Annotated in this window: 12 protein-coding genes and 5 pseudogenes; 9 read left to right on the forward strand and 8 right to left on the reverse strand. The window is 73.4% G+C overall.

Annotated elements, in window-relative coordinates; translation table 11 throughout:
* Positions 1-101 precede the first annotated feature (101 nt).
* Together AC38ZX_RS03260 and AC38ZX_RS03265 are read right to left on the reverse strand one after the other, a co-directional pair.
* Positions 102-404 (reverse strand): DUF427 domain-containing protein, encoded by a 303-nt coding sequence (locus AC38ZX_RS03260; protein WP_426594431.1) that lies wholly within the window; start codon positions 402-404, stop codon positions 102-104.
* A 2,220-nt stretch (positions 405-2,624) separates the two neighbouring features.
* The gene (locus AC38ZX_RS03265; RefSeq protein WP_491296325.1) at positions 2,625-4,337 is read right to left on the reverse strand and encodes an eCIS core domain-containing protein; all 1,713 of its coding nucleotides are present in this window, start codon (positions 4,335-4,337) and stop codon (positions 2,625-2,627) included.
* A 216-nt stretch (positions 4,338-4,553) separates the two neighbouring features.
* Here AC38ZX_RS03265 and AC38ZX_RS03270 point away from each other — a divergent pair, with 216 nt between their 5' ends.
* Positions 4,554-5,864 carry a helix-turn-helix domain-containing protein gene (locus tag AC38ZX_RS03270; protein WP_491296326.1) on the forward strand — a complete coding sequence of 437 codons (1,311 nt, stop codon included), beginning with the start codon at positions 4,554-4,556 and terminating at the stop codon, positions 5,862-5,864.
* 290 nt (positions 5,865-6,154) lie between these two features.
* Here AC38ZX_RS03270 and AC38ZX_RS03275 read toward each other — a convergent pair whose 3' ends face one another.
* Entirely contained in the window at positions 6,155-8,065 is a 1,911-nt protein-coding gene (locus AC38ZX_RS03275) for an ATP-binding protein (protein ID WP_491296327.1), read from the reverse strand.
* A 669-nt stretch (positions 8,066-8,734) separates the two neighbouring features.
* Between AC38ZX_RS03275 and AC38ZX_RS03280 the strand changes: the two genes are divergently transcribed.
* Complete coding sequence (locus tag AC38ZX_RS03280; protein WP_491296328.1) at positions 8,735-10,909, forward strand: hypothetical protein; 2,175 nt, start codon at positions 8,735-8,737, stop codon at positions 10,907-10,909.
* An 803-nt stretch (positions 10,910-11,712) separates the two neighbouring features.
* Positions 11,713-13,569 carry a hypothetical protein gene (locus AC38ZX_RS03285; RefSeq protein WP_491297288.1) on the forward strand — a complete coding sequence of 619 codons (1,857 nt, stop codon included), beginning with the start codon at positions 11,713-11,715 and terminating at the stop codon, positions 13,567-13,569.
* 73 nt (positions 13,570-13,642) lie between these two features.
* Here AC38ZX_RS03285 and AC38ZX_RS03290 read toward each other — a convergent pair whose 3' ends face one another.
* Complete coding sequence (locus tag AC38ZX_RS03290; protein ID WP_491296329.1) at positions 13,643-14,572, reverse strand: MscL family protein; 930 nt, start codon at positions 14,570-14,572, stop codon at positions 13,643-13,645.
* A gap of 70 nt (positions 14,573-14,642) precedes the next feature.
* Complete coding sequence (locus AC38ZX_RS03295; protein WP_491296331.1) at positions 14,643-15,320, reverse strand: SAF domain-containing protein; 678 nt, start codon at positions 15,318-15,320, stop codon at positions 14,643-14,645.
* Positions 15,321-15,490: 170 nt separating this feature from the next.
* Here AC38ZX_RS03295 and AC38ZX_RS03300 point away from each other — a divergent pair, with 170 nt between their 5' ends.
* Complete coding sequence (locus AC38ZX_RS03300) at positions 15,491-15,640, forward strand: hypothetical protein (protein WP_491297562.1); 150 nt, start codon at positions 15,491-15,493, stop codon at positions 15,638-15,640.
* A gap of 62 nt (positions 15,641-15,702) precedes the next feature.
* Here AC38ZX_RS03300 and AC38ZX_RS03305 read toward each other — a convergent pair.
* Positions 15,703-15,795 (reverse strand): annotated as a pseudogene (locus AC38ZX_RS03305) (FmdB family zinc ribbon protein); the annotation flags it as partial.
* 59 nt (positions 15,796-15,854) lie between these two features.
* On the reverse strand, positions 15,855-16,142 hold the full coding sequence (locus tag AC38ZX_RS03310; RefSeq protein WP_491296332.1) for a hypothetical protein: 288 nt from the start codon (positions 16,140-16,142) through the stop codon (positions 15,855-15,857).
* On the opposite strand from AC38ZX_RS03310, the pseudogene AC38ZX_RS03315 reads away from it, so the two are divergent.
* A pseudogene (locus AC38ZX_RS03315) lies at positions 16,129-18,159 on the forward strand (penicillin acylase family protein); the annotation flags it as partial. The gene AC38ZX_RS03310 and the pseudogene AC38ZX_RS03315 overlap by 14 nt on opposite strands.
* Before the next feature lie 85 nt (positions 18,160-18,244).
* Positions 18,245-18,406, forward strand: a pseudogene (locus AC38ZX_RS03320) (penicillin acylase family protein); the annotation flags it as partial.
* 189 nt (positions 18,407-18,595) lie between these two features.
* Here the strand turns inward: AC38ZX_RS03320 and AC38ZX_RS03325 are convergent.
* A pseudogene (locus tag AC38ZX_RS03325) lies at positions 18,596-19,147 on the reverse strand (5-formyltetrahydrofolate cyclo-ligase); the annotation flags it as partial.
* A 101-nt stretch (positions 19,148-19,248) separates the two neighbouring features.
* Here AC38ZX_RS03325 and galU point away from each other — a divergent pair.
* From galU to AC38ZX_RS03340, 3 genes and pseudogenes are all read left to right on the forward strand, one after another.
* Positions 19,249-20,156: pseudogene (galU, locus tag AC38ZX_RS03330) on the forward strand (UTP--glucose-1-phosphate uridylyltransferase GalU).
* A gap of 39 nt (positions 20,157-20,195) precedes the next feature.
* Entirely contained in the window at positions 20,196-21,428 is a 1,233-nt protein-coding gene (locus AC38ZX_RS03335; protein WP_426594445.1) for a molybdopterin molybdotransferase MoeA, read from the forward strand.
* Complete coding sequence (locus tag AC38ZX_RS03340) at positions 21,425-22,021, forward strand: GNAT family N-acetyltransferase (protein WP_426594446.1); 597 nt, start codon at positions 21,425-21,427, stop codon at positions 22,019-22,021. The genes AC38ZX_RS03335 and AC38ZX_RS03340 overlap by 4 nt, the downstream gene beginning before the upstream one ends.
* The last annotated feature ends 70 nt before the right edge of the window (positions 22,022-22,091 follow it).

The raw sequence follows: 22,091 nt of genomic DNA on the forward strand, positions 1-22,091 counted from the left end.
GCCCCTGCCTTTCCGGCACCAGAACCGCGGAGACCGTGCGCAAGCGGTATCCCAGCACGCTGCACGGGTCGGGAACCCGTGCGCTCCACCCGCACCTGGAGCTATTCGACGACCTTGACGTCCTTCCAGAACGCGACGTAGTCGGTGAAGTCCTTGCCGACGCGGTCGAACGCGGTCGGGTACGGGTTCGGGTAGCGCCACGCGCGGTCGGGCAGCACGTCGTTGTCCACGGTCACCGTCAGGTACTGGCACTCGCCCTTCCAGGGGCAGGTGTAGGGCGTCGGGCTCGTCGAGACGTAGTCCTCGTTGACGCTCGACGGCGGGAAGTACCAGTTCCCCTCGATCTTGATCAGGTCCTCCACGGGTGCCTCGGCGATGACCGTCCCGCCCACCACTGCCTTCATGTGTCTCCCGATCCGCGTGTCCGGGCGCCGCGCGTCGGCACCGGCTGCCATCAGACGCCCTGGACGCCCGCCGAGCAACCTGACCCACTCCCCACCCACCCGGCGCGGGCGCGGCGAGAACGGCAGTTCCACGCGAGAACGGCAGTTCAGACTGCCGTTCTCGCGCCGAACTGCCGTTCTCGGGGCCGAGGCATCGGCCCGTCGCCGGGTCCGGTCAGCGACCTTCGAGCTCGTCGAGCTCTCCTGGAGTCGTCCAAGGGCGCGCGCCGTGCCTGGGCGGCCGCGACGGCGGGGTCGAGCTCGCCTAGGATCACGGCGTCGAGCAGGTCCCGGTAGCGGGCCGCGGTCTCCTCGACGGCCTCGACGGACGCGATCAGCAGGAGGCCGAGAGACTCGACGTCGAGCTCCAGGTCACCCAGCAGGACGGGCGAGCGGTAGGCCACCGATCCCGTCGAGAAGTCGATCTCGAGGGCGGCGTCCAGCAGGTCGGACGTCGCGCGCAGGATCAGGGCGCACACGTCCGCGAACTCGGTCGCCGGCACGAGGGTCGGATGCACGACGTAGAACGTCACGGCACGCGCCACCGGGCGCACCACGCCGAGCACCGAGCCGATCGTGGGGTCTGCCGACTCGATGTCGATCGCCATCAGGCTCGCGTCGATCTGCAGGTCTCGGCCGGCAGACGCGAGCGCGTCCGCCACCAGGGTGAGGAACGGATCCTCGCTCACGGGGCCACCGGGACCGGCGCGGGCGACGAGGGTCTCGACGGGGCGGCCTTGGCGGACTTGTTGCGCAGCGCCTCGCGCAGGAACTCGATCCACTCGGGCCTGTTGCGGCGCGGCGTGCGCTTGAGCTCGGCCTCGATCGCCTGTGCGGTCAGCGAGTCCGTGAACTTCTTGATGTCCGGCGGGCTCGCCTGGTCCTTGAGCTGCAGGTCGCCGACGACGCACACGACCCCCGGCGGCAGGGACTCCGTCTTGCCCAGCGCGGAGGTCTTCTCCTTCAGCATGCCGCGGTTCTCGGACGCGAAGAGCTGCCGGATCCGCCAGCCCAGGCCGCGGTCCGTCTTGGTGTTCGCGCCGAGCTTGCCGTCCTTGGCCTGCTGGTTGCGCTTCTGGGCGAGCTTCGTCCGTCTCGGCCCACGCCTCCGACACGCCCGCGAGCGCACCGGTCACCGGCTTGGCCTTCTTCTTCAGGTCCTCGAACATCGACTGCGGGTCGGCGTTGGTGTCCATGCCCTCCAGCACGACCGCACGGATCTTGACCAGGAGCGCGTCGTTGCTCGTCTGCTCCTCCTTCGCGTCCAGCTTCGCCTTCGGGTTGAACGGCTTCACCGGGCGCGGCTTGATCTGCCGGACGTAGTCGGGCGTGATCGGCTTGCCGTCGATGCGGTAGTTCGAGAGGAACTGCTGGGCGGTCCTGTCGCCGGCGGCGGCCTTCATGATGATGCCGTCGACGGCCATCTTCGGGTGCTTCTTCAGCTCGTCCTCGGCGCCGCCCTCCAGGTGCATGACCGCGGACTCCTTCTCCGCCGTCTTGGCCATCTGGTTGAGCAGCTTGCTCGCGATGTAGTGGGCGATCTTGTGCAGGTTGTCGATGACTGCCGTGGCAGCCTTGATCGCCGCGGGGACGCCGAACCCACCCGCCGAGGCCACCTGGGCGACCGACGTGCTGAAGTTGATGATGCTCACGCCCAGCGACCAGCACTGCTGCTCGAGGTGCTTGGTGTAGACCTGCGACACCTTCATCAGCGGGTACACCATCACGTTGACCTTCTCGCCGCTGCCCGCACGCGCCTCGAACATGGTGAGGTCCGTCTCGCGCTGCCGCATGCCCGCCGAGGCCACCTCGGTGACGCCCCGCACCATGGCGAGCGCCGACGTCGCGATGTCGAGGCCCGGGATCACCTGCTTGACCCCGTCGGCCACGCCGCTGTCGATCAGCTTGGCCAGGTTGGCGGAGTTCTTGGCCACGCTGACCAGCCCGTCTAGCCCGACGGCTCCGGCCTTGGTGGCCTTGAGGGCCTCGTACGGGTCCTTCGTGCTCCACGCCTGCTGGGCCGACTCGACCATCTGCATCGCGGACTGCACGGCCGTCATGAGACCCGACAGGATGCCGGTGACCTGGCCGATGCCGAACTTGGCCTTCGTCGCGTCGGACTGCGGGAGCGACTGGTCCTTCCAGCTCGACTGGCCCGTGGCGAGCTGCTTGTTGGCACGCTCACCGCTGCGCACGGCCTCGCCGACGCCCTGGTCGACGACGCCCGGCAGGTGCGTGGTGAACTCCTTGTCCTTCACGACGCCCTGCTGCGCGCGCAGGCCGGCGTCCTGCTTGGTGCCGACCATCCCCGCGATGCCACCGCCGAGGCCGTTGATGACCGTCTTGCCGAGGCCGACACCCGAGCCGACGGTCTTGACGGTGTCCAGCGTCTCGTGGGTGTGCTCGGGCTTCTTCTCGGCGCCGGCGCGCTTGGCCGGGTCGAGGAGCATGAGGTTCTCCTCGATGGTCGACGCATCGCGCTTGGCCTGCTTGTCGCGCGCGGCGACCCGGCCCTCCGCAGCGGTGAACGCGGCCTGGTCCAGGGGACCGTCCTTCGGGGGGAGCAGCCCCTGGTCCTTGACTGGCATGCCCTTCTTGATGCTCGTACGCCTCGTCCTGCGCGAGCACCTCGCTGCGCTTGGGGTCCTTCTTCATCAGGTCGTTGCGGTGCGTGACCATGCGCTCGTAGGCGGCCTCGACCTCCTTCGGGAGCATCTTGACCTTGAGGACCGCCTTCTCCTGCTCCGCGGCGCTCTCCGTGCCGGCGGCCTCGCCCCGCGCCTGGCGCACCTGGATCACCAGGCGCTCGGCGGCCGTCTCGCGCGGCGGGCGGACGGCGTTGAGGTCCTTGTACTCGCCCTTCCACACCTGGTCGTAGGCGATCTCCGCGCGCTTCTCGTCGGAACCCCCGAGCTTCTTGGCCTTCAGCTGCTCGAAGACCTCCTTCTCGCGCAGCAGGGCCGCGTCGAACCGCTGCGTGAGGTCGACCACCCGCGCACTCGTCGCGTCCTTGGCCATCGGCACCTGGCCGGCGTCGTTGACCTTGCCCGAGACCGGCGCCTGCGGCGCGTCGTTGGTGGTGTCGTACAGCTCGGCCGTGAGCGCCTCGCGGCCCGCGATGCCCTGCTTGCGCGACTCCTTGAGGCTCGCCTGCTCGGTCTTCTCGGTCTTCTTGCTCTGCTTGACGCGGGCGGCCTTGGCCTCCTCCTCGCGCTTGGCGGCGGCCTTGGCGGCCTTCTCCTCGGGGGTCTTCTTCTTGCCGAAGAGGCGGCGTGTGGTGGCCGGCGCCGTGCCGCCGCCCTCCGTGAGGACGTGGGCGATCTCGTGCGCCAGGACCTGCTCGCCGGCGGGCGTCTGGGGGGCGAACCGCCCGGCGCCGAAGAAGATGTCGTTCCCGGTGGTGAACGCCTCGGCGCTCATCCCGGCGCTCAGCGCGCTCGCCTGCGCGTCGTCGTGCACGCGCACGTGGCCCAGGCTCGTGCCGAACCCCGTCTCCATGCGCCGGCGCACACCGTCGGGGAGCGGGGCGCCGTCGCCGCGGACGGACTCGATCCGGTCGCTGGACGCCTCGTCGAGGGCGCCGCCGGCGAGGCCGACGGTCGCTGCCGGGGTCGGCGTGGCCGACCGGCGCAGGTGGCCGCACCCCGGGTCGTGCGCGTGGGCGTCGGGGCTCGCCGCTGCGGTCGCCTGCGACCGGTGCAGCCGGTCCAGCGCGCTGTCCGCCATGCGGTCCGCGGCGTGCTCCGCGGGGTCCTCGGCGTGCCCGACCGTGAGCCCGGGGACGGGTGCGGGCGACGCGGGGCCCGACGCGATCGGCGTCGACGCCGTCCGCTCGGCTGCGGGCGCGGACTGCGTACCCGCAGCGACGGGAACGCGTGCGTCGTGGCTGCTCACAAGGACCTCCGGGCAGTTCGGGCGAGGACACAGATCCCCCAGGCTCAGGGTGCCGGTGCGTAGGCCGCCCGACATCAGTAAGGGGTACGCAGGTTGCCGTGTCCAGCACAGATCACCCGTTCGCCCCCGCCGCACCGTCCCCGGAAATCGGCGAACTCGACCGATCCGTCCGACGACGTGGTGCAGCGGGCCACCGCCGCTCCCTATCGTGAGTCCGTGACCTCGCTCAACCACCACGTCCGCGACGCCCGCGAGAAGGCCGGGCTGAGCCAGGGCGAGCTTGCCCGGAGGTCCGGTCTTCACCCGACGTACATCTCGCACATCGAGCGCGGGAAGCGTGAGCTGGGCGGTCAGGCACTCGCCCGGGTGGCTGCGGCGCTCGGCGTCTCCGTCGCGTTCCTCCTCGAGGGCGAGCGAGCACCCGAGTACCGGCTCGCGGAAGGGGACATCGTCGCCGCGCGACGCCTCTCGCGGTCGGGGGATCCCCGTGCGGCGGTCGGGCTGCTCGCGGCGACAGACGTGTCGCTGCTCGACGTCGACACCGCGGCACGGGTCGGGCTGGCCAGGGCCGAGGCGCTCGACCTGGCCGGCGACCTCGAGGCGTCGATCGCGGTGCTCGAGGACGTCTGCGGGACGTTGCTCGCCGCGCGCCGCTACACCCAGGCCGGCTACGCGGCCATGCGGATCGTCATGGCCCTGACCGAGTTCGCGGACGTGCACCGTGCCGTCCAGCGCGGCGAGGAGCTGCTCGCGCAGCTGCCCCCGGAGGTGGCGAGCTCCCGACGAGGTCGTCCGTCTGGAGTCCACGGTCATCTGGGCGTACATCGCCCGCGGCGACACCACCTATGCGCGCGTCCGCGGCCGTCAGCTGCTCGAGCGTACGAAGCGGCAGGGAACACGGCAGGCGGTCTCGTCCGTCCACTGGAACCTCGCGTTCATCGACGACGCCCTGGGCGACATGGATGCGGCCCTCGTCCAGCTCGACGCGGCGATCGCCCTGGCGGACACCCGCGAGGCCAACCGCGACCTGCCCCGCCTCCGGCTCGACCGGGCTTTCCTGCTCGTCTCGGTGGACCCCCCGCGCGCGGCGGAGGCGCTGCGCGAGCTCGACGCCGCTCAGATCGCGCTCGAGATCGACGAGTCCCGGGTCGAGCCGCTCGTGCCGCGGCCGTGCGGTCCCGAGCCACCCTGCTGCTGGGAGACGTGTCCGCCGCCCAGCGGCACGCCGTCCAGGCCGTCGAGCTGTTGGGCGACGGTGTGCGCCGCGACGCCGCGGCCGCCCACGAGGCGCTGGGCGACGCGCTGCTGGCGCAGAGCTCGCGGACCGAGGCCGTGAAGGAGTACCGCTACGCGGCCGAGCTGCTCGACATGATCTCGTCGGGCCGGTCAGCGGCAACCCTCTGGAGGCGCATCGGGGACCGTCTGCGGATGGCGGGCGACGACGACGAGCGGGTCGTCGAGGCCTACGCCCGTGCGCTCGCCGCGGCCGGGATCCGCGGTTCGGTGGGGCTCCCGCCGCAGGTCTGAGCCGGGTTGTCTATACCCGCATCGGCTCGCGTCATTGCGCCACAGACACAGGGTTGGGGACCATGCGGGGTGTACCGGAGAGTCCGGACGCCCCCTGGAAGGTTCCCCCATGAAGAAGCTCAGCGTCTCCCTCGTCATCGCACTGGCCGCCGTGACCGGTCTGGTCGGTGCAGCCGCACCCGCCGGCGCGGCCCACGTCCTCGCCTCACCGTGCTGCAAGATGATCTGAACCTGTCGATCGACGCGTCGCCGCGCTCGGCCCCCGGGGTGCGGCGACGCCGGCACGCCCGCTACGACCCGTCGTCGGTCCAGCGGGCGTCGCCGGTACGTCGACCGAGCTTGGACATCTCCCGCACGGTCGCCGCGCGCACGTCCCGCATCCCGACCGCGCGCTGCTCGGCGACCGCGTCGTAGGCGGCCGCCAGGACGATGTTGCGGATGTCGCCGCCGGCCACCTCGAGGCTGCGGGCCAGGAAAGCGACGTCCATCGGGTCGTCCGGGTCGGTGTGCGGGAGCTGCGCCAGGTGGTGCTCCCAGAGCATCTGGCGGGTGGGCTCGTCGGGGTCCGGGAAATGGACCATGAAGTGCAGCCGACGGGCGAAGGCCGGGTCGAGGTTGCCGCGCAGGTTGGTCGCCAGCACCGTGATGCCCTCGGACGCCTCCATCCGCTGCAGCAGGTAGGAGACCTCCTGGTTGGCGTACCGGTCGCGGGCGTCGGAGACCGAGGACCGGCTGCCGAACAGCGAGTCGGCCTCGTCGAAGAACAGCACGGCGTTGAGCGACTCCGCCTGCGTGAAGACGCGTTCGAGGTTCTTCTCGGTCTCGCCGATGTACTTGTCGACGACCGCCGACAGGTCCACCTGGAACAGGTCCATGCCGAGGGAGTCGGCCACGACGTGGGCCGCGAGAGTCTTGCCGGTCCCGGGGCTGCCCGAGAACAGTGCGCAGATCCCGCTGCCCTTGCCGCCCTTGCCCTGCAGCTCCCCGAGCGCGAGCACCTCGTCGCGGTCGCGGGCCCAGCCGATCAGCCGCTCGACCTCGCGGCGCGTGTGCGTCGGGAGCACCAGGTCGTCGAGGGTGGCGGGGGACTCGCTCGTGCGGACGCGCGGGCCGTGCGCGCTCCCGAGCCGGCGGGCGGCCAGGCGCACGTCGTCAGGCTCGACCGTCCGGCCGTCCCGCGCGGCGTCGGTCTCGGCGCGTCGGCCGACGGCGCTGATCTCCTCGGGCGTCATCCGCAGCGTGAGCACGTCGCGGGTGGTCGCGTGCTCGCCGACGACGCGGTGCCACTGGTCCGCGCGCTCGTCCCGGGTGAGCCGCCCGGCGACGACGGCCGCGGGCAGCCCGACGGCCCACCGCGGGTCCCAGGGGGTCCGGCCGACCGCGATCACGGGCACGACGGCGTCCAGGTCGCCCAAGATCTCGGCCGCGAGGTGCGCGCCGGCGAGCACGAGCACGCTGCCGTCGAGGCCGGCCTCCAGCACGAGCGCCCGAGTGGTCTCGCGGACGAGCACCGGATCGGTGCCCAGGCCCGGCACGACCGGGAGACGTTCCAGGTCGCCGACGAGACAACCGACCTCCACGTGGCGACAGGCCGCGACCGCGAGCGCGGTGCCGGCCGTGCCGACCGGGGCGTGCACCCAGACCAGCTGCTCGCCGAGCGTCATGGCGCCCGCGACGTCGAGGTACCCGTCGACGTCCACCGGCTGCGGGTCCCGTAGCACCCGGGCCACCAGGTCCGGCACCCGGTGCGAGCCGAGCAGGCGGGCGACCACGCGGTCCGGGACCGTGAGGCGTCGGGCCAGGAGGACGTCGTCGCCCACCAGCGTGAGCAGGCCGTGGCGCTGCAGCGGGCCGTCGTCGGTCAGGCGGGCCCGCGCAGCCGCGTCGACCACGCTCGCGCCGGCGAGCTCGAGGGCGAGGGCGGCGGTCGGGCGTGCCGGGCCCTCGTCGCCGGAGAGCAGGCCCAGCAGCAGGTGAGCGCTCGGGTGCAGCTCGGCCAGCAGCGCGATCTCGAGCAGCGCCTGGTCGGTCGACGAGAGCCCGAAGATGTCGCCGACGACCGTCAGGTGCTCGGCGGCGGCGCCGATCGGGTCGTCCAGCTCGAGCGCGTCGAGCGCCGCGCGGGCACGGTCCTCCGGGGGCCATGCGGCGTGCTTGGCTCGTCGGTCGACGGCGTCGCGTAGCGCGCTGGTGCTCGTCATGGTGTCCCTTCGTCGGCTGCCCCGTCCGTACTCTCCCCGGTCGGCCGTCGCGCGTCGAGCCTCGGTGCGCGATTCCGCCCGCATGCACGCCGTCCCGACGTGCTCCGCGCCGATCGAGGACTGCCGCAGCCGGGTAGGCGGCGCGTGCGACGACGTCGCCTCCCGTCGTGTCGCTCGCCGCTGCTCCGTTCCAGTGACCCGCCCGGGACGGGCGCCAGTGTGATCCGTGTGCGAACGCGGTGAGTCTAGAAGAATGTCACTGAAGTCGTTCTATAACTGACTATTGCGTCCTGGGGCGGCCCCCCGCGGGAAAATCAGGTGAGGGCGGCTGCAACTCATTCCGGGCGCGGAATGACTGAGCACGGGTGGCCGCTAGCCGCATGATCCTGCGGATCGACGTGTGATACGTCATGCGATCAGATCACCCGGCAATCTTCCCTGGACGTTTGACCAGGAGGGATTTGTGCAGCAGACTCATCCCGACGGTGCGCATCGCCTGCCCCCTGCGCGGTGCGCACCGTCTTTCACTTCCGAAGGGCGCGGCGGATCAGTTGATCCGGTCCGCGCCCTTCGTGCGTCCGACCCGGGCGCGGTGCCTCCGGCGGCGCGGTGCGGTCGCCTCGGCGCGCCCTCCCGGGCGAGGGACCGGTGCGCGGCTAGCGTTCCAGCGTGACCGTCCCCGCGCGCTCCTCCGGCTCGGGGCCCGACCAGGCTCCCGAGTCCGCCCTCACTGTCGACGACTCCGCTGACGCTGCCGTCGCGGACGGAGCCGACGTCGCAGCCGACAATGCGATCGCCCTCGTCGAGCCCCCCAGTCCCGCAGAGCTCCTCGAGAGCGCCGTGGCCACGTGGCGGGCCGCGCTGGTCGAGGCGGCGGGCGGTTCGACCCTCGTCGACGTCGAGCTGCTGGGCGAGGCCGCGCTCGACCTGTCGGCGGCGCACCCGTCGGGGATCTCCCAGCTCTACGCCGGCCGCGAGACACGGCTGTCCAACCTCGTGCGGGAGGGCGCAGCGCTGTCCACCGCGCGCCGCCGGGCCCGCGCCGTCTCGGCGCGGGCGGCCGTCTACGCGCAGCGGTACGGGATCCTGCCCACCTCTCTCGCGATCGGCGTCGCCACCTGGACCGAGCGGACCACGCCCGACGTGGCCACCGACGACGTCGCCGCGCTCGCCACGGTCACCCGTCAGCGCGACCAGTCCGCGACCGAGCAGCCCGACGCGCCGCCGCGCACGGTGCGCGCGCCCGTCCTCCTGCGTCCGGTGAGCCTGAAGGCGCGCGGGTCGGGGGAGAGCGACTACGAGCTCGCCCTCGAGCCCTCGCTCGAGGTCAACCCGGTGCTCGCACGCGCGCTGCGGTCGCGCGGCGCCCTGCTCGACCCCGGCGCGGTGGCCCGCGGCACGTTCACCTCCAACGGGTTCGACCCGCGGGGCGCCCTGCAGCGCCTGGCGTCGTTGGGCGAGGCCGTGCTCGACGACTTCTCGCTCACCGAGCGCGTCGTGGTGGGCACGTTCGTGCACCCGGGGCAGATCCTCGTCGACGACCTCGACAACCTCTCGGGCACCCTCGAGCGCCACGAGGTGGTCGCCGCGCTGGCGGGCATCGACACCGACCTTCGTCGGCCCCTGCCCGAGCCGGTCCCGGGCGACCGCGACCCGGCCCTCGAGCGCGGCGTCGGCGACCTGGACCCGGCGCAGCAGCACGTGCTCGACGTCGTGGCCACCGGGACGCACCTGTTCGTCGACGCGCCCGCCGGCGCCGACGTGACGGGCACGCTCGCGGCCCTCGTCGCCGATGCGGCCGCGTCCGGCCGCACCGTCCTGTACGTGCCCGGCCACCGCCGCGCGGCGACCGCGCTGGCCTCCCGGCTCGCGTCGCTCGGGCTCGGCGACCTGCTGCTCGACGTCGCGCCCGACGCCGGCTGGCGTTCGGCCATCTCGCGCCGGCTGCTCGGCGCGATGACGCTGGAGGCACCCGCGATCGACGCGCAGGGCGTCGTCGCCCTGCGCTCCTCGCTCGTCGCCGAGCGAGAGCGCCTGCGCGGCTACGTCGACGCCCTGCACGCAGAGCGCTCCCCGTGGGGCGTGTCCGCCTACGACGCGCTGCAGCAGCTCGCCCGGCTCACGTCCACCCGCCCGACGCCCAGGACGACGGTGCGGCTGAGCACGGACGTCGCCCGCGTCCTGGACGCCCCTCGTCGTGCCGAGCCACCGCCGACCTCGTGCGCGCGGGCGAGCTCGGGGCGTTCCAGGTGCGGCCCACCGACACCCCCTGGTACGGCGCCGACCTGCGCACCAAGGCCGACGCCGACACAGCCGTGCGCCGCATCGAGCGGTTGCTGGACGGCATGCTGCCGGGACTGGTCGAGCGGACCGCGCAGGTGGCCGCCGAGACCGGTCTGGTGCAGGCGACGACCGTGCACGCCTGGGTCGAGCAGCTCCGGATGCTCGACGGCGTGCGCGCGGCGCTCGACGTGTTCCAGCCGATCGTCTTCGAGCGCACCGCCGCCGACCTCGTCACCGCGACGGCCTCCAAGCAGTGGCGCGAGGAGCACGACGTGCCCATGGGCTACTGGCTGCGGCGCCGCCTGCGCAAGCAGTCGAAGGACATGCTGCGCCCCGGTCGACCGGTCGCCGACCTGCACGCCGCCCTGCTCGAGGTCCAGGCCCAGCGCGAGGTGTGGCAGGCGCACTGCCCGTCCGGCGGCTGGCCACGGCTGCCCGACGGGCTCGAGACGATCGAGGAGGAGTTCGCCGCCGTGCGGGCCGACCTCGACGCGCTCGACGAGGTGCTCGCGGGCACGCCGCTCGGGGCCGGCTTGTCCGGTCTCGCCTTCCCGGTGCTGATCGAGCGGCTGACCCGGCTGCGCGCCGACACCTCCGCCCTCGAGACGCTGCCCAGCCGTACCGGACTGCTGCACCGCCTGCGGTCGGCTGGCCTCGGCCCGCTGGTCGAGGACCTGGCCTCTCGCCGGACCGACCCCGCGCTGGCGCCCGCCGAGCTGGACCTCGCCTGGTGGAGCACGGTGATCGAGCAGATCCTGGCCGACGACCCGGCGCTCGCGGGCTACGACGGCACGGAGCTCGGCGCGCTGTCGGCGCACTACGCGACCCTCGACCGCGCCCACGTCGACAGCCTGCCCGGACCGGTGCTGGCCTCCGTGGTCGGGCACATCGGCACGACCCTGCGCCAGCACCGCGACCAGGCAGAGGCGCTGTTCGCCGACCTCGTCGAGGAGCGGCTGACCACCCTGCGCGACACGGTGACGCGCCACCCGGACGTCACCCGTCGCCTGCGTCCCGTGATCGCGGCCAGCCCGATGCTCGTCCCGCAGGTGCTCCCGCCGACGCGCACGGTCGACCTCGTGGTCCTCGACTCGGCCGCCCACCTGCCGGTCGAGGTCGCGCTCGCCGCGATCGCCCGCGGCCGCCAGGTGGTCGTCCTCGGCGATGCCCGGTGCGCCTCCAGCACCGCGGTCGGCGCACTGGCCGACGTCCTGCCGACCGTCGCTCTGCTGGCCGACGCGTCGCGGCGCGACCCGTACCTCACCGCGTTCCTGGCCGCGCACGGCTACGCCGGCGTGCTGCGCCCGACACCGCTGCCGCAGCACCGGCCGCTCGTGCACCTGGACCTCGTCGACGGCACCGGGATGCCGGACCGGGCGACCGGGATCATCGACTCGACGCGCGAGGAGGTCGAGCACGTCGTCGAGCTGGTCCTGACGCACGCGCTCCTGCGTCCCGACGAGTCGCTCGCCGTCATCACCGCGACGCCCGGGCACGCTGAGGCCGTCCGGGAGGCCGTGCTCGGCGAGGTCCGCGCCAACCTCGCGCTGGCCGCGTTCTTCGACGCCGGTCGCGCCGAGCCGTTCGTCGTGACCGACCTGCCGAACGTCGCCGGGCTCCGTCGCGAGGCGATCATCGTGTCGGTCGGGCTGGGCCGGACGCCCCACAAGCGGGTGCTGCACTCGTTCGGACCGGTCTCCACGCCGGGCGGCGACGCCCTGCTGCTCGACGCCCTCGGGTCCACGCGCCACCGGCTCACCGTCGTGTCCTGCTTCGGCGCCGACGACCTCGACGCGACGCGGCTGCGCGGCGCGGGCCCCCAGCTGCTCGGCGACCTGCTCGCCTTCGCTGCCCGGCGCTCCGCCGGCTCTGCCGACGCCGACCTGGTCGCACCGCGGTTCACCAAACCCGACGCCGCTGTGGCGGTGGCCGTCGCGCCCGGGTCGTCGGCCTCGCTCGACCTGCCCGTCACCGAGCCCGACCGGCTGCTGCTCGACATCGCCGAACGCCTGTGGAAGCACGGCCTGCTCGTCGAGGCCGACCACGGCATCCCCGGCGGGGAGCGCATCCCGCTCGTCGTCGGGCACCCCGACCTGCCCGACGAGATGCTCGTCGCCGTCCTGACCGACGACGCCGAGTACACCGCCGAGCCGTCGGTCCGCGTCCGCGACCGCCTCACCGCAGACCGCCTCGAGCGCGTCGGCTGGTCGGTCGTGCGCGTCTGGTCCGCCGCCGCCTTCATCGACCCGCAGGCCGAGGTCGACCGGATCCGCCGCGCCGTGCACGCTCGCGTGCCGGCACCGGCCAGCCCCCGCAGCGGCCCGTTGCACCTGGGCCTGCCCGGCCAGCTCGACCAGTCCGACGAGGTCGACGACCTTCCGACGCAGGACTCCGTCGCCACGGCTGCCAGTACGACGCCCGCCGAGCCGGATCCGGTCGATGTCGGGGACCTGTCGGCGACGGACCCCGACCCCGAGCTCGCGTCGCAGACGCCCGACGGGCCCGCCGAGGACACCGTCGCACCGGCGACGGACGAGCCGCAGGTCGAGTCCGTCGACCCGGTGAGCACGCCGCTGCCCGCCCAGGCCGAGCCCCCGACGACGTCGGGCGCGCTACGGGTGCAGTCCGACGGTGTGCCGACGACGACCGGCGCGCTGCCCGTCCACCCTGACGGCTCCGTCTCGACGGACTCCGGGGCGTTCGCATCCCACCCGGACTCGGGTCCGGTCCGCTCGGTGCCCGCGCACCCGGTGCTGGTCGACTCGGTGCTGACGGGCTCGCTGAGCGCCGCCGCCGTGCGCGCCGAGGCCGCTCGTCCGGCCGCCGCCTCGGCTCCCGTGTCGCGGGCCGCCCACAGCGCGCCGCGCGGGATCCCGGTCCAGGCGCCCGCCGCCGCGACGGCGCCTGCCGTCGGACAGACCGTCGAGGAGTCCGCCGCGACCCCCGACGAGCCGGCCGCCGAGGAGCCGCCCGTGAGCCGGCCGCTCCAGCTGGCGCTCGCCGTCCCGACACGTGAGCGGCCCGACGTCCGCAAGGGTCTGCCGATCGGCGCCTACAGCGACGACCAGCTGGACGAGCTCGTCGCCTGGCTGCGGTCCGACGAGCAGGAGCGCAGCCGCGAACAGCTCGCCTCCGCCCTGCGCGACGAGCTCGGCGTCACGCGCCGCTCCTACCGCATCGACACGGCGGTCCGCTCCGCTGTCGCCCGCGCCTGGTCCTAGCGGGCCGAGGGCAGCCGAGCGGGCGCGAGCCCGCCCGGCACGACCGTGCCCGCGCGCGAGTGGAGCGGTGGGATCATCGACGGGTGGGGCACTCGGGTGATGCGGGCGGCGACGTGCCCGTGCGTCGGTCGCGACGTGCGGTCCGGCATGCGGGGACGGTCGGCGGCGACGACGCGAACCTCGTCTCGGTCCTGCCGGCGATGTCGGGCGAGGTCGACGAGGTCTCGCCGGCTCCGGCCGAGGTCGACGGGTCCGCCGCGAAGGGTGCGCGGACGCGCGACCTCGACCGCAGCGCCGACGACACGGACGTGGGCTGGGGCGACGGCGACCACGGCTCCGACGACGACCGACTGACCAGCGACAAGCCACCGCACTGGTGACGCCGGCCCGGCCGACGACGAGTCGGCGGGGTTGGGGTGACGCCGGGAGCGCGAGCTCTCAGGTGGCGGGCGGGATCGACGGCGGGCTGACCCGAGCGGTCCGGATGACCCACGTCGGGGGAGTCGGCACCCGCGTCGTGGGAGACGGCCGGCGACGGGCGCCCGGCGAGCAGGTCGCGGATCTCCTGGAGCAGCAGGATGTCCTCGGCCGGTGCGGCGGGCTCCTCCTCGGCACCGGACTTGCGCCGCGAGGCCAGCGCGTTGAGCGGCAGGACGACGAGGAAGTAGATGGCTGCCGCCGTGAGGACGAACGTCATCAGGGCGTTCAGGATCACGCCGACCTTGATCGGCTCGGCGGCAGCGTTGCCCGGCCACGTGTAGGGCCCGATGTTCCAGAGGTTCTCGAGGTTCGGCTGGCCGAAGATCCAGCCGATGAGCGGGCTGAGTAAGAAGTCCTGGATCGCCTTGATCACGGCCGCGAACGCGACGCCGATCACGAAACCGACCGCCAGCTCGATCGCGTTGCCGCGCGAGATGAAGTCCTTGAAGCCCTGGAACACCTTGGCTGTGCCCTGCAGCGTGTCGCCCGCTCCGCGCAGGCCGCTGCCGATCCGATCCGTCATGGGTGCTCCTCGTGGAGGGGTGGGCTGGTCGTCCGAGCGACGCCGCGGGGGTGCACTGCCGGTCGGTCGATCATGGCACGACCACCGCGGACAGCAAGGCGGAGGCGGCGGCGCCCGCGAGTGCTGGGGCCTCGTCAGGGGACACCGCGAGGAGCACCGGGACCGAGTCGTCGCCCGACGGACCGCTCCCCAACAGCCCGCCCGACGACGTCGGCCGCCTCGCCACCGGCAGGACGAGCGCCCGCCGGGCGACCACCCCACCCGGTCCGCCCTCGGCGGTCGCCGCCAGGACGTCGACGCGCATGCCGGGCGAGAGGAGGCCGGCGACCGCAGGGTCGGCGAACCGCACGGTGGCCACGACGGTGCCGGTCGGGCCGGAGACGTCGTCAGACGCGAGCACGCCCGGCCCGAGCGGGCTCCCGGCGCGCAGCGGGACGGCCGTCGAGGCGCCCACCGCGGCGGAGACGGAGGTCAGGGCGCCGTCGGGCACGACGCCGACCGGGAAGCGTGCGATGCGGACGTCCGACGCGTCCAGGGTGACTCCGGCCGGCACGGCACGGGCCGCGACGACGACGCCGGTCGTGGGGGCCTGCGGCGGTCGCAGCGCGTGCACGGTCGAGGCCGCCGCGACGCCGAGGCAGGTCGCGCAGACGAGGAACCGGCACCGCCAGAGCAGCACGCGCAGGCGGATCGACGCGGGTCGGCGCCGGGTCGGGAGAGGCGGAGGTCGGCCGACGTGATCGCGCATGGCCCGACCGTAGGAGGCCAAGGGCGCCCGCGGGCGCGTGACGGCCGTTCAGGCGCCGGCTGGGGGCTGTGGTCGGGTCGACGCCCGAACGGCCGTGCCGACCCGCCGGGTCAGACGCCGGTCAGGACGACGCGGCCGGCTTCGCAGCGGCGGGCGCAGTGGTCGAGGTCGTGGACGACGACGAGCTGGACGACGGGCTCGACGACGAGGACTCGGAGGAGGAGCTGGAGGACGAGGACGACGACGAGTCGGCCGACGACGTCGACGGCACCGGGCTCAGCGTCGACGACTTGGCACCGGCGCGGGCGTCGTTGCGGTAGAACCCGGACCCCTTGAACACGACGCCCACGGACGAGAACACCTTGCGCAGGCGACCGTCGCACTCGGGGCACACGGTGAGGGACTCGTCGCTGAACGACTGGACGGCCTCGAAGGCGTGACCGCAGACGGTGCAGGCGTAGGCGTAGGTAGGCACGAAGAACGTCTCCTGGCAGGTGGTCGGCGGCGCAGGCGATCAGAGGAAGAACCTGGCACTCACAACATCCGAGTGCCAATCGTAACGGCAACGGACGCCACGACATTCCGAGCGAACGTCCGGGGTGACGGCGAAGTACCCTCCGAAGCGTGCCTCGTCGTCACCTGGTCCGTCTCTCGTTCATCACGGTCGCCGTGGTGCTCGTCCTCGTCCTCGTGGGCGTGGTCGTCGCCGGCTTCGTCGTGGTGCGCCGCCCGCTGCCCGAGGTCGCGGGCACGCTCGAGCTTCCCGGGACTGGGCGCCAAGGTCACGGTCACCCGCGACGCCCGTGGGGTGCCGACGATCACGGCCCGGTCGTCGGACGACCTGTTCATGGCGCAGGGCTACGTCGCGGCGCAGGACCGGTTCTTCGAGATGGACTACCGCCGGCACGTGACGGCGGGCCGGTTGGCGGGCGTCGGCAACGTCAAGGAGGCCGTCGACGCGGACAAGGTCACCCGGACGCTGGGCTGGCGACGCGTCGCCGAGCAGGAGTGGGAGCAGGCGACGCCCGCCACGAGGAAGGCGCTGCAGGCGTACGCCGACGGCGTGAATGCCTACCTGGCCGGCAAGCCGAAGGGCGCGATCGCGGTCGAGTACACGATCCTCGGCCTCCAGCTGGACATCCGGGACCCGGAGAAGTGGGACCCGGTCGACTCGCTGGCCTGGCTCAAGGCGATGGCGTGGGACCTGCGCGGCAACTACGACGACGAGCTGGGCCGTGCGGCCGCGTTCTCCACGATCGGCGACGTCGCCCGCGTCGACCAGCTCTACCCGGCCTACCCGCAAGCGCTGAACGCGCCGATCCTCACGGGCGCGGACCTGCCCAGCACGGTGACGCCCGCGGCGGCCACGACCAGCCTGAACCTCTCGGACGACGACCTCCAGCGGGCGATGGCGAGCGCCCGCAAGGCCCTCGAGGCCGTGCCGCACCTGATGGGCGACGGGGAGGGCGTCGGCTCCAACTCGTGGGTCGTCGGCGGTGCCCTGACGGTGTCGGGCAAGCCGCTGCTGGCCAACGACCCGCACCTGGGCATCTCGGCGCCGGGCGTCTGGGAGCAGGTCGGCCTGCGCTGCGCCGACGTGTCGGCCGCGTGCCCCTACGACGTGTCCGGCTTCTCGTTCGCGGGCATGCCCGGTGTCGTCATCGGCCACAACGAGCACCTGGCGTGGGGCCTGACGAACCTCGGGGCCGACGTCAGCGACTTCTTCCTCGAGAAGGTCAAGGGCAGCTCGACGGTGGTCGACGGTGGCACGCAGCCGATCACCACCCGGACGGAGATCATCAAGGTCAACGGCGGTGACATCATCCGCCTCCCGGTGCGTGAGACGGTGCACGGCCCGATCGTGTCCGACGTGCTCGACCTCGGTCCGGTGGCCGCGGCGCCGGTCCCGGTGGATGCGCCCGGGAGCACGTTCGCCGTCGCACTCGAGTGGACCGCGCTGCAGCCGGGCACCAGCATGCAGGCCCTGCTGGCGATGGACGTCGCGTCGGACGCCGACGACATCCGGGCCGCAGCCGCATTGCTCGACGTGCCCGCGCAGAACATCGTCTTCGCCACGACGGACGGCCACATCGGCTACCAGGCACCCGGCAAGATCCCGATCCGTGCCGACGTCGTCGGCGGACCCGTCCCGTCGAACGGCACCTGGCCGCGCCCGGGCTGGGACAGCGCGTACGACTGGCAGGGCTACGTCCCGGCCGACGAGATGCCGCGCACGCTCGACCCCGCCGCCGGGTTCATCGTCACCGCCAACAACGCCGTCACCCCGGCCGGGGTGGGACCGTTCCTCACCGACGACTGGGACTACGGCTACCGCGCGCAACGGATCCGGGACCTGATCACCAAGACCTCGACGCACAAGCTCACCCCCGCGGACATGAGCACGATCCAGTTCGACCAGCACAGCCCGTACGCCGACATGCTGGTGCCGATCCTGCTCCAGCAGCACATCCCGACGGCGTTCGACCGGGACGGCCAGAACCTGCTGCGCAGCTGGGACCGCGTGCAGTCCGACGACTCGGCGGCGGCGGCCTACTTCGCGGCCGTGTGGGCGGACGTCATGAAGTTCGCGTTCGCCGACGACCTGCCCGACGGCTACGACCCGGACGGCGGCTCGCGCTGGCTCGAGGTCGTCCGCTCGCTGCTCGACGACCCGACGTCGCCCTGGTGGGACGACAGGTCGACACCGGGTGTCGTCGAAGGACGCGACGAGGTGCTGACCCGCGCCATGATCTCGGCGCGTCGAGAGCTGACGGCCCAGCTGGGCCGCGACGCGTCGCAGTGGCGGTGGGGGAAGCTGCACACGGCGGCGCCCGAGCACCTCGTGCTGGGAGGGTCGTCGGTGCCGGGCCTGGTCCGGGCGCTGGTCAACCCGGCGCCGCTCCCGGTGGGCGGCAAGCTCCTCGATCGTCGACGCCACGGCGTGGGACGCGAGCACGGGCTCGTTCGGGGTCACGGCGGCGCCCTCGATGCGCATGGTGGTCGACCTGGGAGACCTGGACTCGTCGACGTGGGTGACCATGACCGGTGCGTCCGGGCACCCGGGGAGCGTGCACTACACGGACCAGTTCGGACCGTGGTCGCGCGGTGAGACGTTCCCGTGGCCGTTCTCCGCGGCCGCGACCCAGGCGGACGCGAGCGACGAGCTGACGCTGGTCCCTAGCCGTGACGCCCGCCCCGAGCAGGTGCCACTCCTCGGGCGTCGCGACGGCGTCGACCGTGCGGTCGTGGCGCTCGCTCGGCAGCGGGCGCAGCTGCGCGTCGTAGAGCTCCTCGGGATACACCAGCGCGACGACCGGGACGCCCGGCCGCAGGTGCTCGAGCGCTCGGTCGTACCAGCCGCCGCCCTGACCGAGCCGTGCGCCGCTCGTGTCGACGGCGAGCGCCGGGGCGATGACCACGTCGGCGTCGGCGAGCGCCTGGGCGCCCAGGGTCGGCCCGCCGGGCTCGGGCGGCCGTCCTGGTGCGCGCTCGCGCAGGTCGTCGGCGCCCGCGTACTCCGCCCAGTCGCGCTGCAGGCCGCTGCCGAGGACGGGCATCAGGACGCGCACCCCGCGGGCGGCGAGCTCGTCGAGCAGGGGACCCGTGCCGGGCTCGGTCACCCGGGCGGCGTAGACGGAGACGCAGCGCGCGTCCTGGACCGCGGGGATGGTCAGCACGACCTTGGCCAGCGCCTGCGCAGCCTCGTCGCGACGCCGGGCCGACCGAGCCTTGCGCGCATCGCGGATGGCCAGCCGCAGCTCCTCCTTGACGTCCTCGACGTCGGCCCCCTCGGCGACGTGCGGATACGGCTGGGCGACGCTGCTCATGGGTCAAGTGTCGCACCACAGACCGTTCGGGTGGTCCTCCCCAGGGCGGACGAGTGACCTACGCCACTGCGGGCGGCGTGGCGCGCCGGTAGGGTCCCCAGATGACAATCCAGAAGGCAGTCATCCCCGCCGCGGGTCTGGGCACCAGGTTCTTGCCCGCCACGAAGGCGACTCCCAAGGAGATGCTCCCGATCGTCGACAAGCCGGCGATCCAGTACGTGGTCGAGGAGGCCGTGCGCGCGGGTCTCGACGACGTCCTGCTCATCACGGGCCGCTCCAAGCGCTCGCTCGCCGACCACTTCGATGCCGCCCCGGAAGTCGAGCAGGCGCTCGAGGCCAAGGGGGACACCGAGCGGCTGGCCAAGGTCCGCGCGTCGAGCGGCTCGGGCACGTGCACTTCGTCCGGCAGGGCCAGCCCAAGGGCCTCGGTCACGCGGTGCTGCAGGCCAAGCACCACGTGGGTCACGAACCGTTCGCGGTCCTGCTCGGCGACGACCTGATCGACGAGCGCGACGAGCTGCTCAGCACCATGCTCACGCTCCAGGAGCGCACGGGCGGGTCCGTGATCGCGCTGCTCGAGGTGCCACCGTCGCAGATCTCGCTGTACGGCTGCGCGGCGGTGGAACCGTTGGCGGGTCAGGGCAGTGGTGGGGACGCCGACCAGGTCCGCGTCACGGCGCTCGTCGAGAAGCCGGACGCCGACGAGGCCCCGAGCAACCTCGCGATCATCGGCCGGTACGTCCTCAACGCCGCGGTGTTCGACGTGCTCGAGCGCACCGAACCCGGCCGCGGCGGCGAGATCCAGCTGACCGACGCGCTGGCGACGCTGGCGGACCTGCCCACCGAGCAGGGCGGCGGCGTCTACGGGGTGGTGTTCCGGGGTCGTCGGTACGACACCGGCGACCGGCTCGACTACCTCAAGGCCGTCGTCCAGATCGCCTCCGACCGCCCCGACCTGGGACCGGACTTCCGCTCGTGGTTGACGGAGTATGCGACCACGCTGGACTGACGGGCCACGCGGGTCGCTGCCACGGGGCAGAATGCGCGCATGAGATCGGTGCAGGACCACCTGGCGGCCGTGCTCGCCGCCGTCGGCCCCGTGTCGCCGCTCGACGTCGTCCTGCACGACGCGGTGGGCTGCATCCTTGCCGCCGACGTCGTCGCCACAAGCGACCTGCCCGCGCTGTCGGTCGCCGCACGCGACGGGTACGCAGTGGCCGCGCACGACACCTCGCAGTCCGGCTACGCGACCGAGGCGCCGCTGCCGGTCGCGCACGACGTCCGGCCCGGTCAGGGCGGCCCGCTGCGGCTCGTGCCCGGGACCGCGGTCCGGATCGCCTCCGGCGCGCCGCTGCCGATCGGTGCCGACGCGGTGGTCCCGCTGGAGGAGACCGACCGGGGCGCCGCTCGGGTCTCGATGCAGCGGCCCGCGGTCGCGGGCCAGCACGTGCGGCCCGCGGGCTCGGACGTGCGGTCGGGGGACGTGGTGCTCGAGGCGGGCACGCGGCTCGGTGCCCGGCAGCTCGCGCTCGCGGCATCGATGGGACGTGGGCGGCTGCGCGTCCACCCGACGCCCCGGGTCGTCCTGCTCTCGATCGGCGACGAGCTGGTCGAGCCGGGCAGCACGGGCACGCTCCCGGGCGCGGTCTACGAAGCCGACGGGCACGCGCTCGAGGCCGCCGTCCGGGACGCCGGTGCCGCATCCGTGCGGGTGGCGTCCCTTCCCGACGACCGCGCGGTGCTGCGCGAGGCGCTCGAGGACCAGCTGGTGCGCGCCGACCTGATCATCCTGACCGGCGGGCTGTCCGAGCTCACGCACGACACCGTCAAGGACGTCCTGGCCCCGATGGGCACGGTGCGGCTCGACCAGGTCGCGATGACCCCCGGGCACCGGCACGGGTTCGGGACGTTCTCCGGCGAGGACGGCGACCGCGCGGTGCCGATCTTCGCGCTGCAGGGTCACCCGGTCGCCGCGCAGGTGTCGTTCGAGGTGTTCGTACGTCCCGCGCTGCGGGCGATGGCCGGCCACACCGAGGTCTTCCGGCCGTCCGTCGCCGCCCTCGCCGAGACCGGCTGGATCTCGCCGCCCGGCCTGCGTCAGTTCGTCCCGGCCACCGTGCTCGGCTCCCCGGACGAGGGTTACCGCCTGACCCCGCTCGGCGACCCGGCGGAGCCGAGCATCAGCGCGCTGGCGCACGCCAACGCCCTGGCCGTCGTCGGCGAGACCGAGCTGACCGTGCACCCGGGCCAGACCATCCACTGTCTGGTGCTCGAAGGGTGACCGCGGTCGGATGGCCCGCCGTCCTGGTCGACGGCGACGTGCGGCTGCGCCCGCTGCGCCGGCGCGACCAGGACGCCTGGATGGACCTGCGAGCCGTCAACTCGAGCTGGCTGGAACCGTGGGACGCCACCAGCCCGACACCCGTCACCGGGCCCCGGCCGTCGTTCGGCGCGTTCGTGCGCACGCTCGCGTCGCAGGCCCGCGCCGGCACGACGCTCCCCTTCGCCGTCGACCTCGGCGACGCGCTGGTCGGGCAGCTCACCGTCTCGTCCATCACCTACGGGTCGTTGCGGTCCGCGGCGATCGGCTACTGGGTCTCGGAGCACGTGGCCGGCCGGGGCATCACACCGACCGCCGTCGCACTGGCCACCGACCACTGCTTCGGGGTTCTCGGCCTGCACCGCGTCGAGGTGAACATCCGGCCCGAGAACGGTCCGTCGCTGCGGGTCGTCGAGAAGCTCGGGTTCCGCGACGAGGGCCTGCGCGAGCGGTTCCTGCACATCCAGGACCGCTGGTGCGACCACCGGACCTTCGCCCTGACCGTCGAGGACGTGCCCGAGGGGCTCCTCGCGCGCTGGCACGCGCGCCGCTGATCTGGGCCGCTCGCCCACGCAGGGGCGACGCCCCGGGCCCGACACGCCGCCGCCCTCCCCGGTCGCGGAT

Source organism: Cellulomonas sp. McL0606, assembly GCF_058248365.1.

Coding starts and splice junctions, on each gene's coding strand:
- AC38ZX_RS03295 (WP_491296331.1), bottom strand. CDS start 15,320: ATGCGCGATCACGTCGGCCGACCTCCGCCTCTCCCGACCCGGCGCCGA.
- AC38ZX_RS03290 (WP_491296329.1), bottom strand. CDS start 14,572: ATGACGGATCGGATCGGCAGCGGCCTGCGCGGAGCGGGCGACACGCTG.
- AC38ZX_RS03260 (WP_426594431.1), bottom strand. CDS start 404: ATGAAGGCAGTGGTGGGCGGGACGGTCATCGCCGAGGCACCCGTGGAG.
- AC38ZX_RS03275 (WP_491296327.1), bottom strand. CDS start 8,065: ATGACGAGCACCAGCGCGCTACGCGACGCCGTCGACCGACGAGCCAAG.
- AC38ZX_RS03335 (WP_426594445.1), top strand. CDS start 20,196: ATGAGATCGGTGCAGGACCACCTGGCGGCCGTGCTCGCCGCCGTCGGC.
- AC38ZX_RS03285 (WP_491297288.1), top strand. CDS start 11,713: ATGCCGGACCGGGCGACCGGGATCATCGACTCGACGCGCGAGGAGGTC.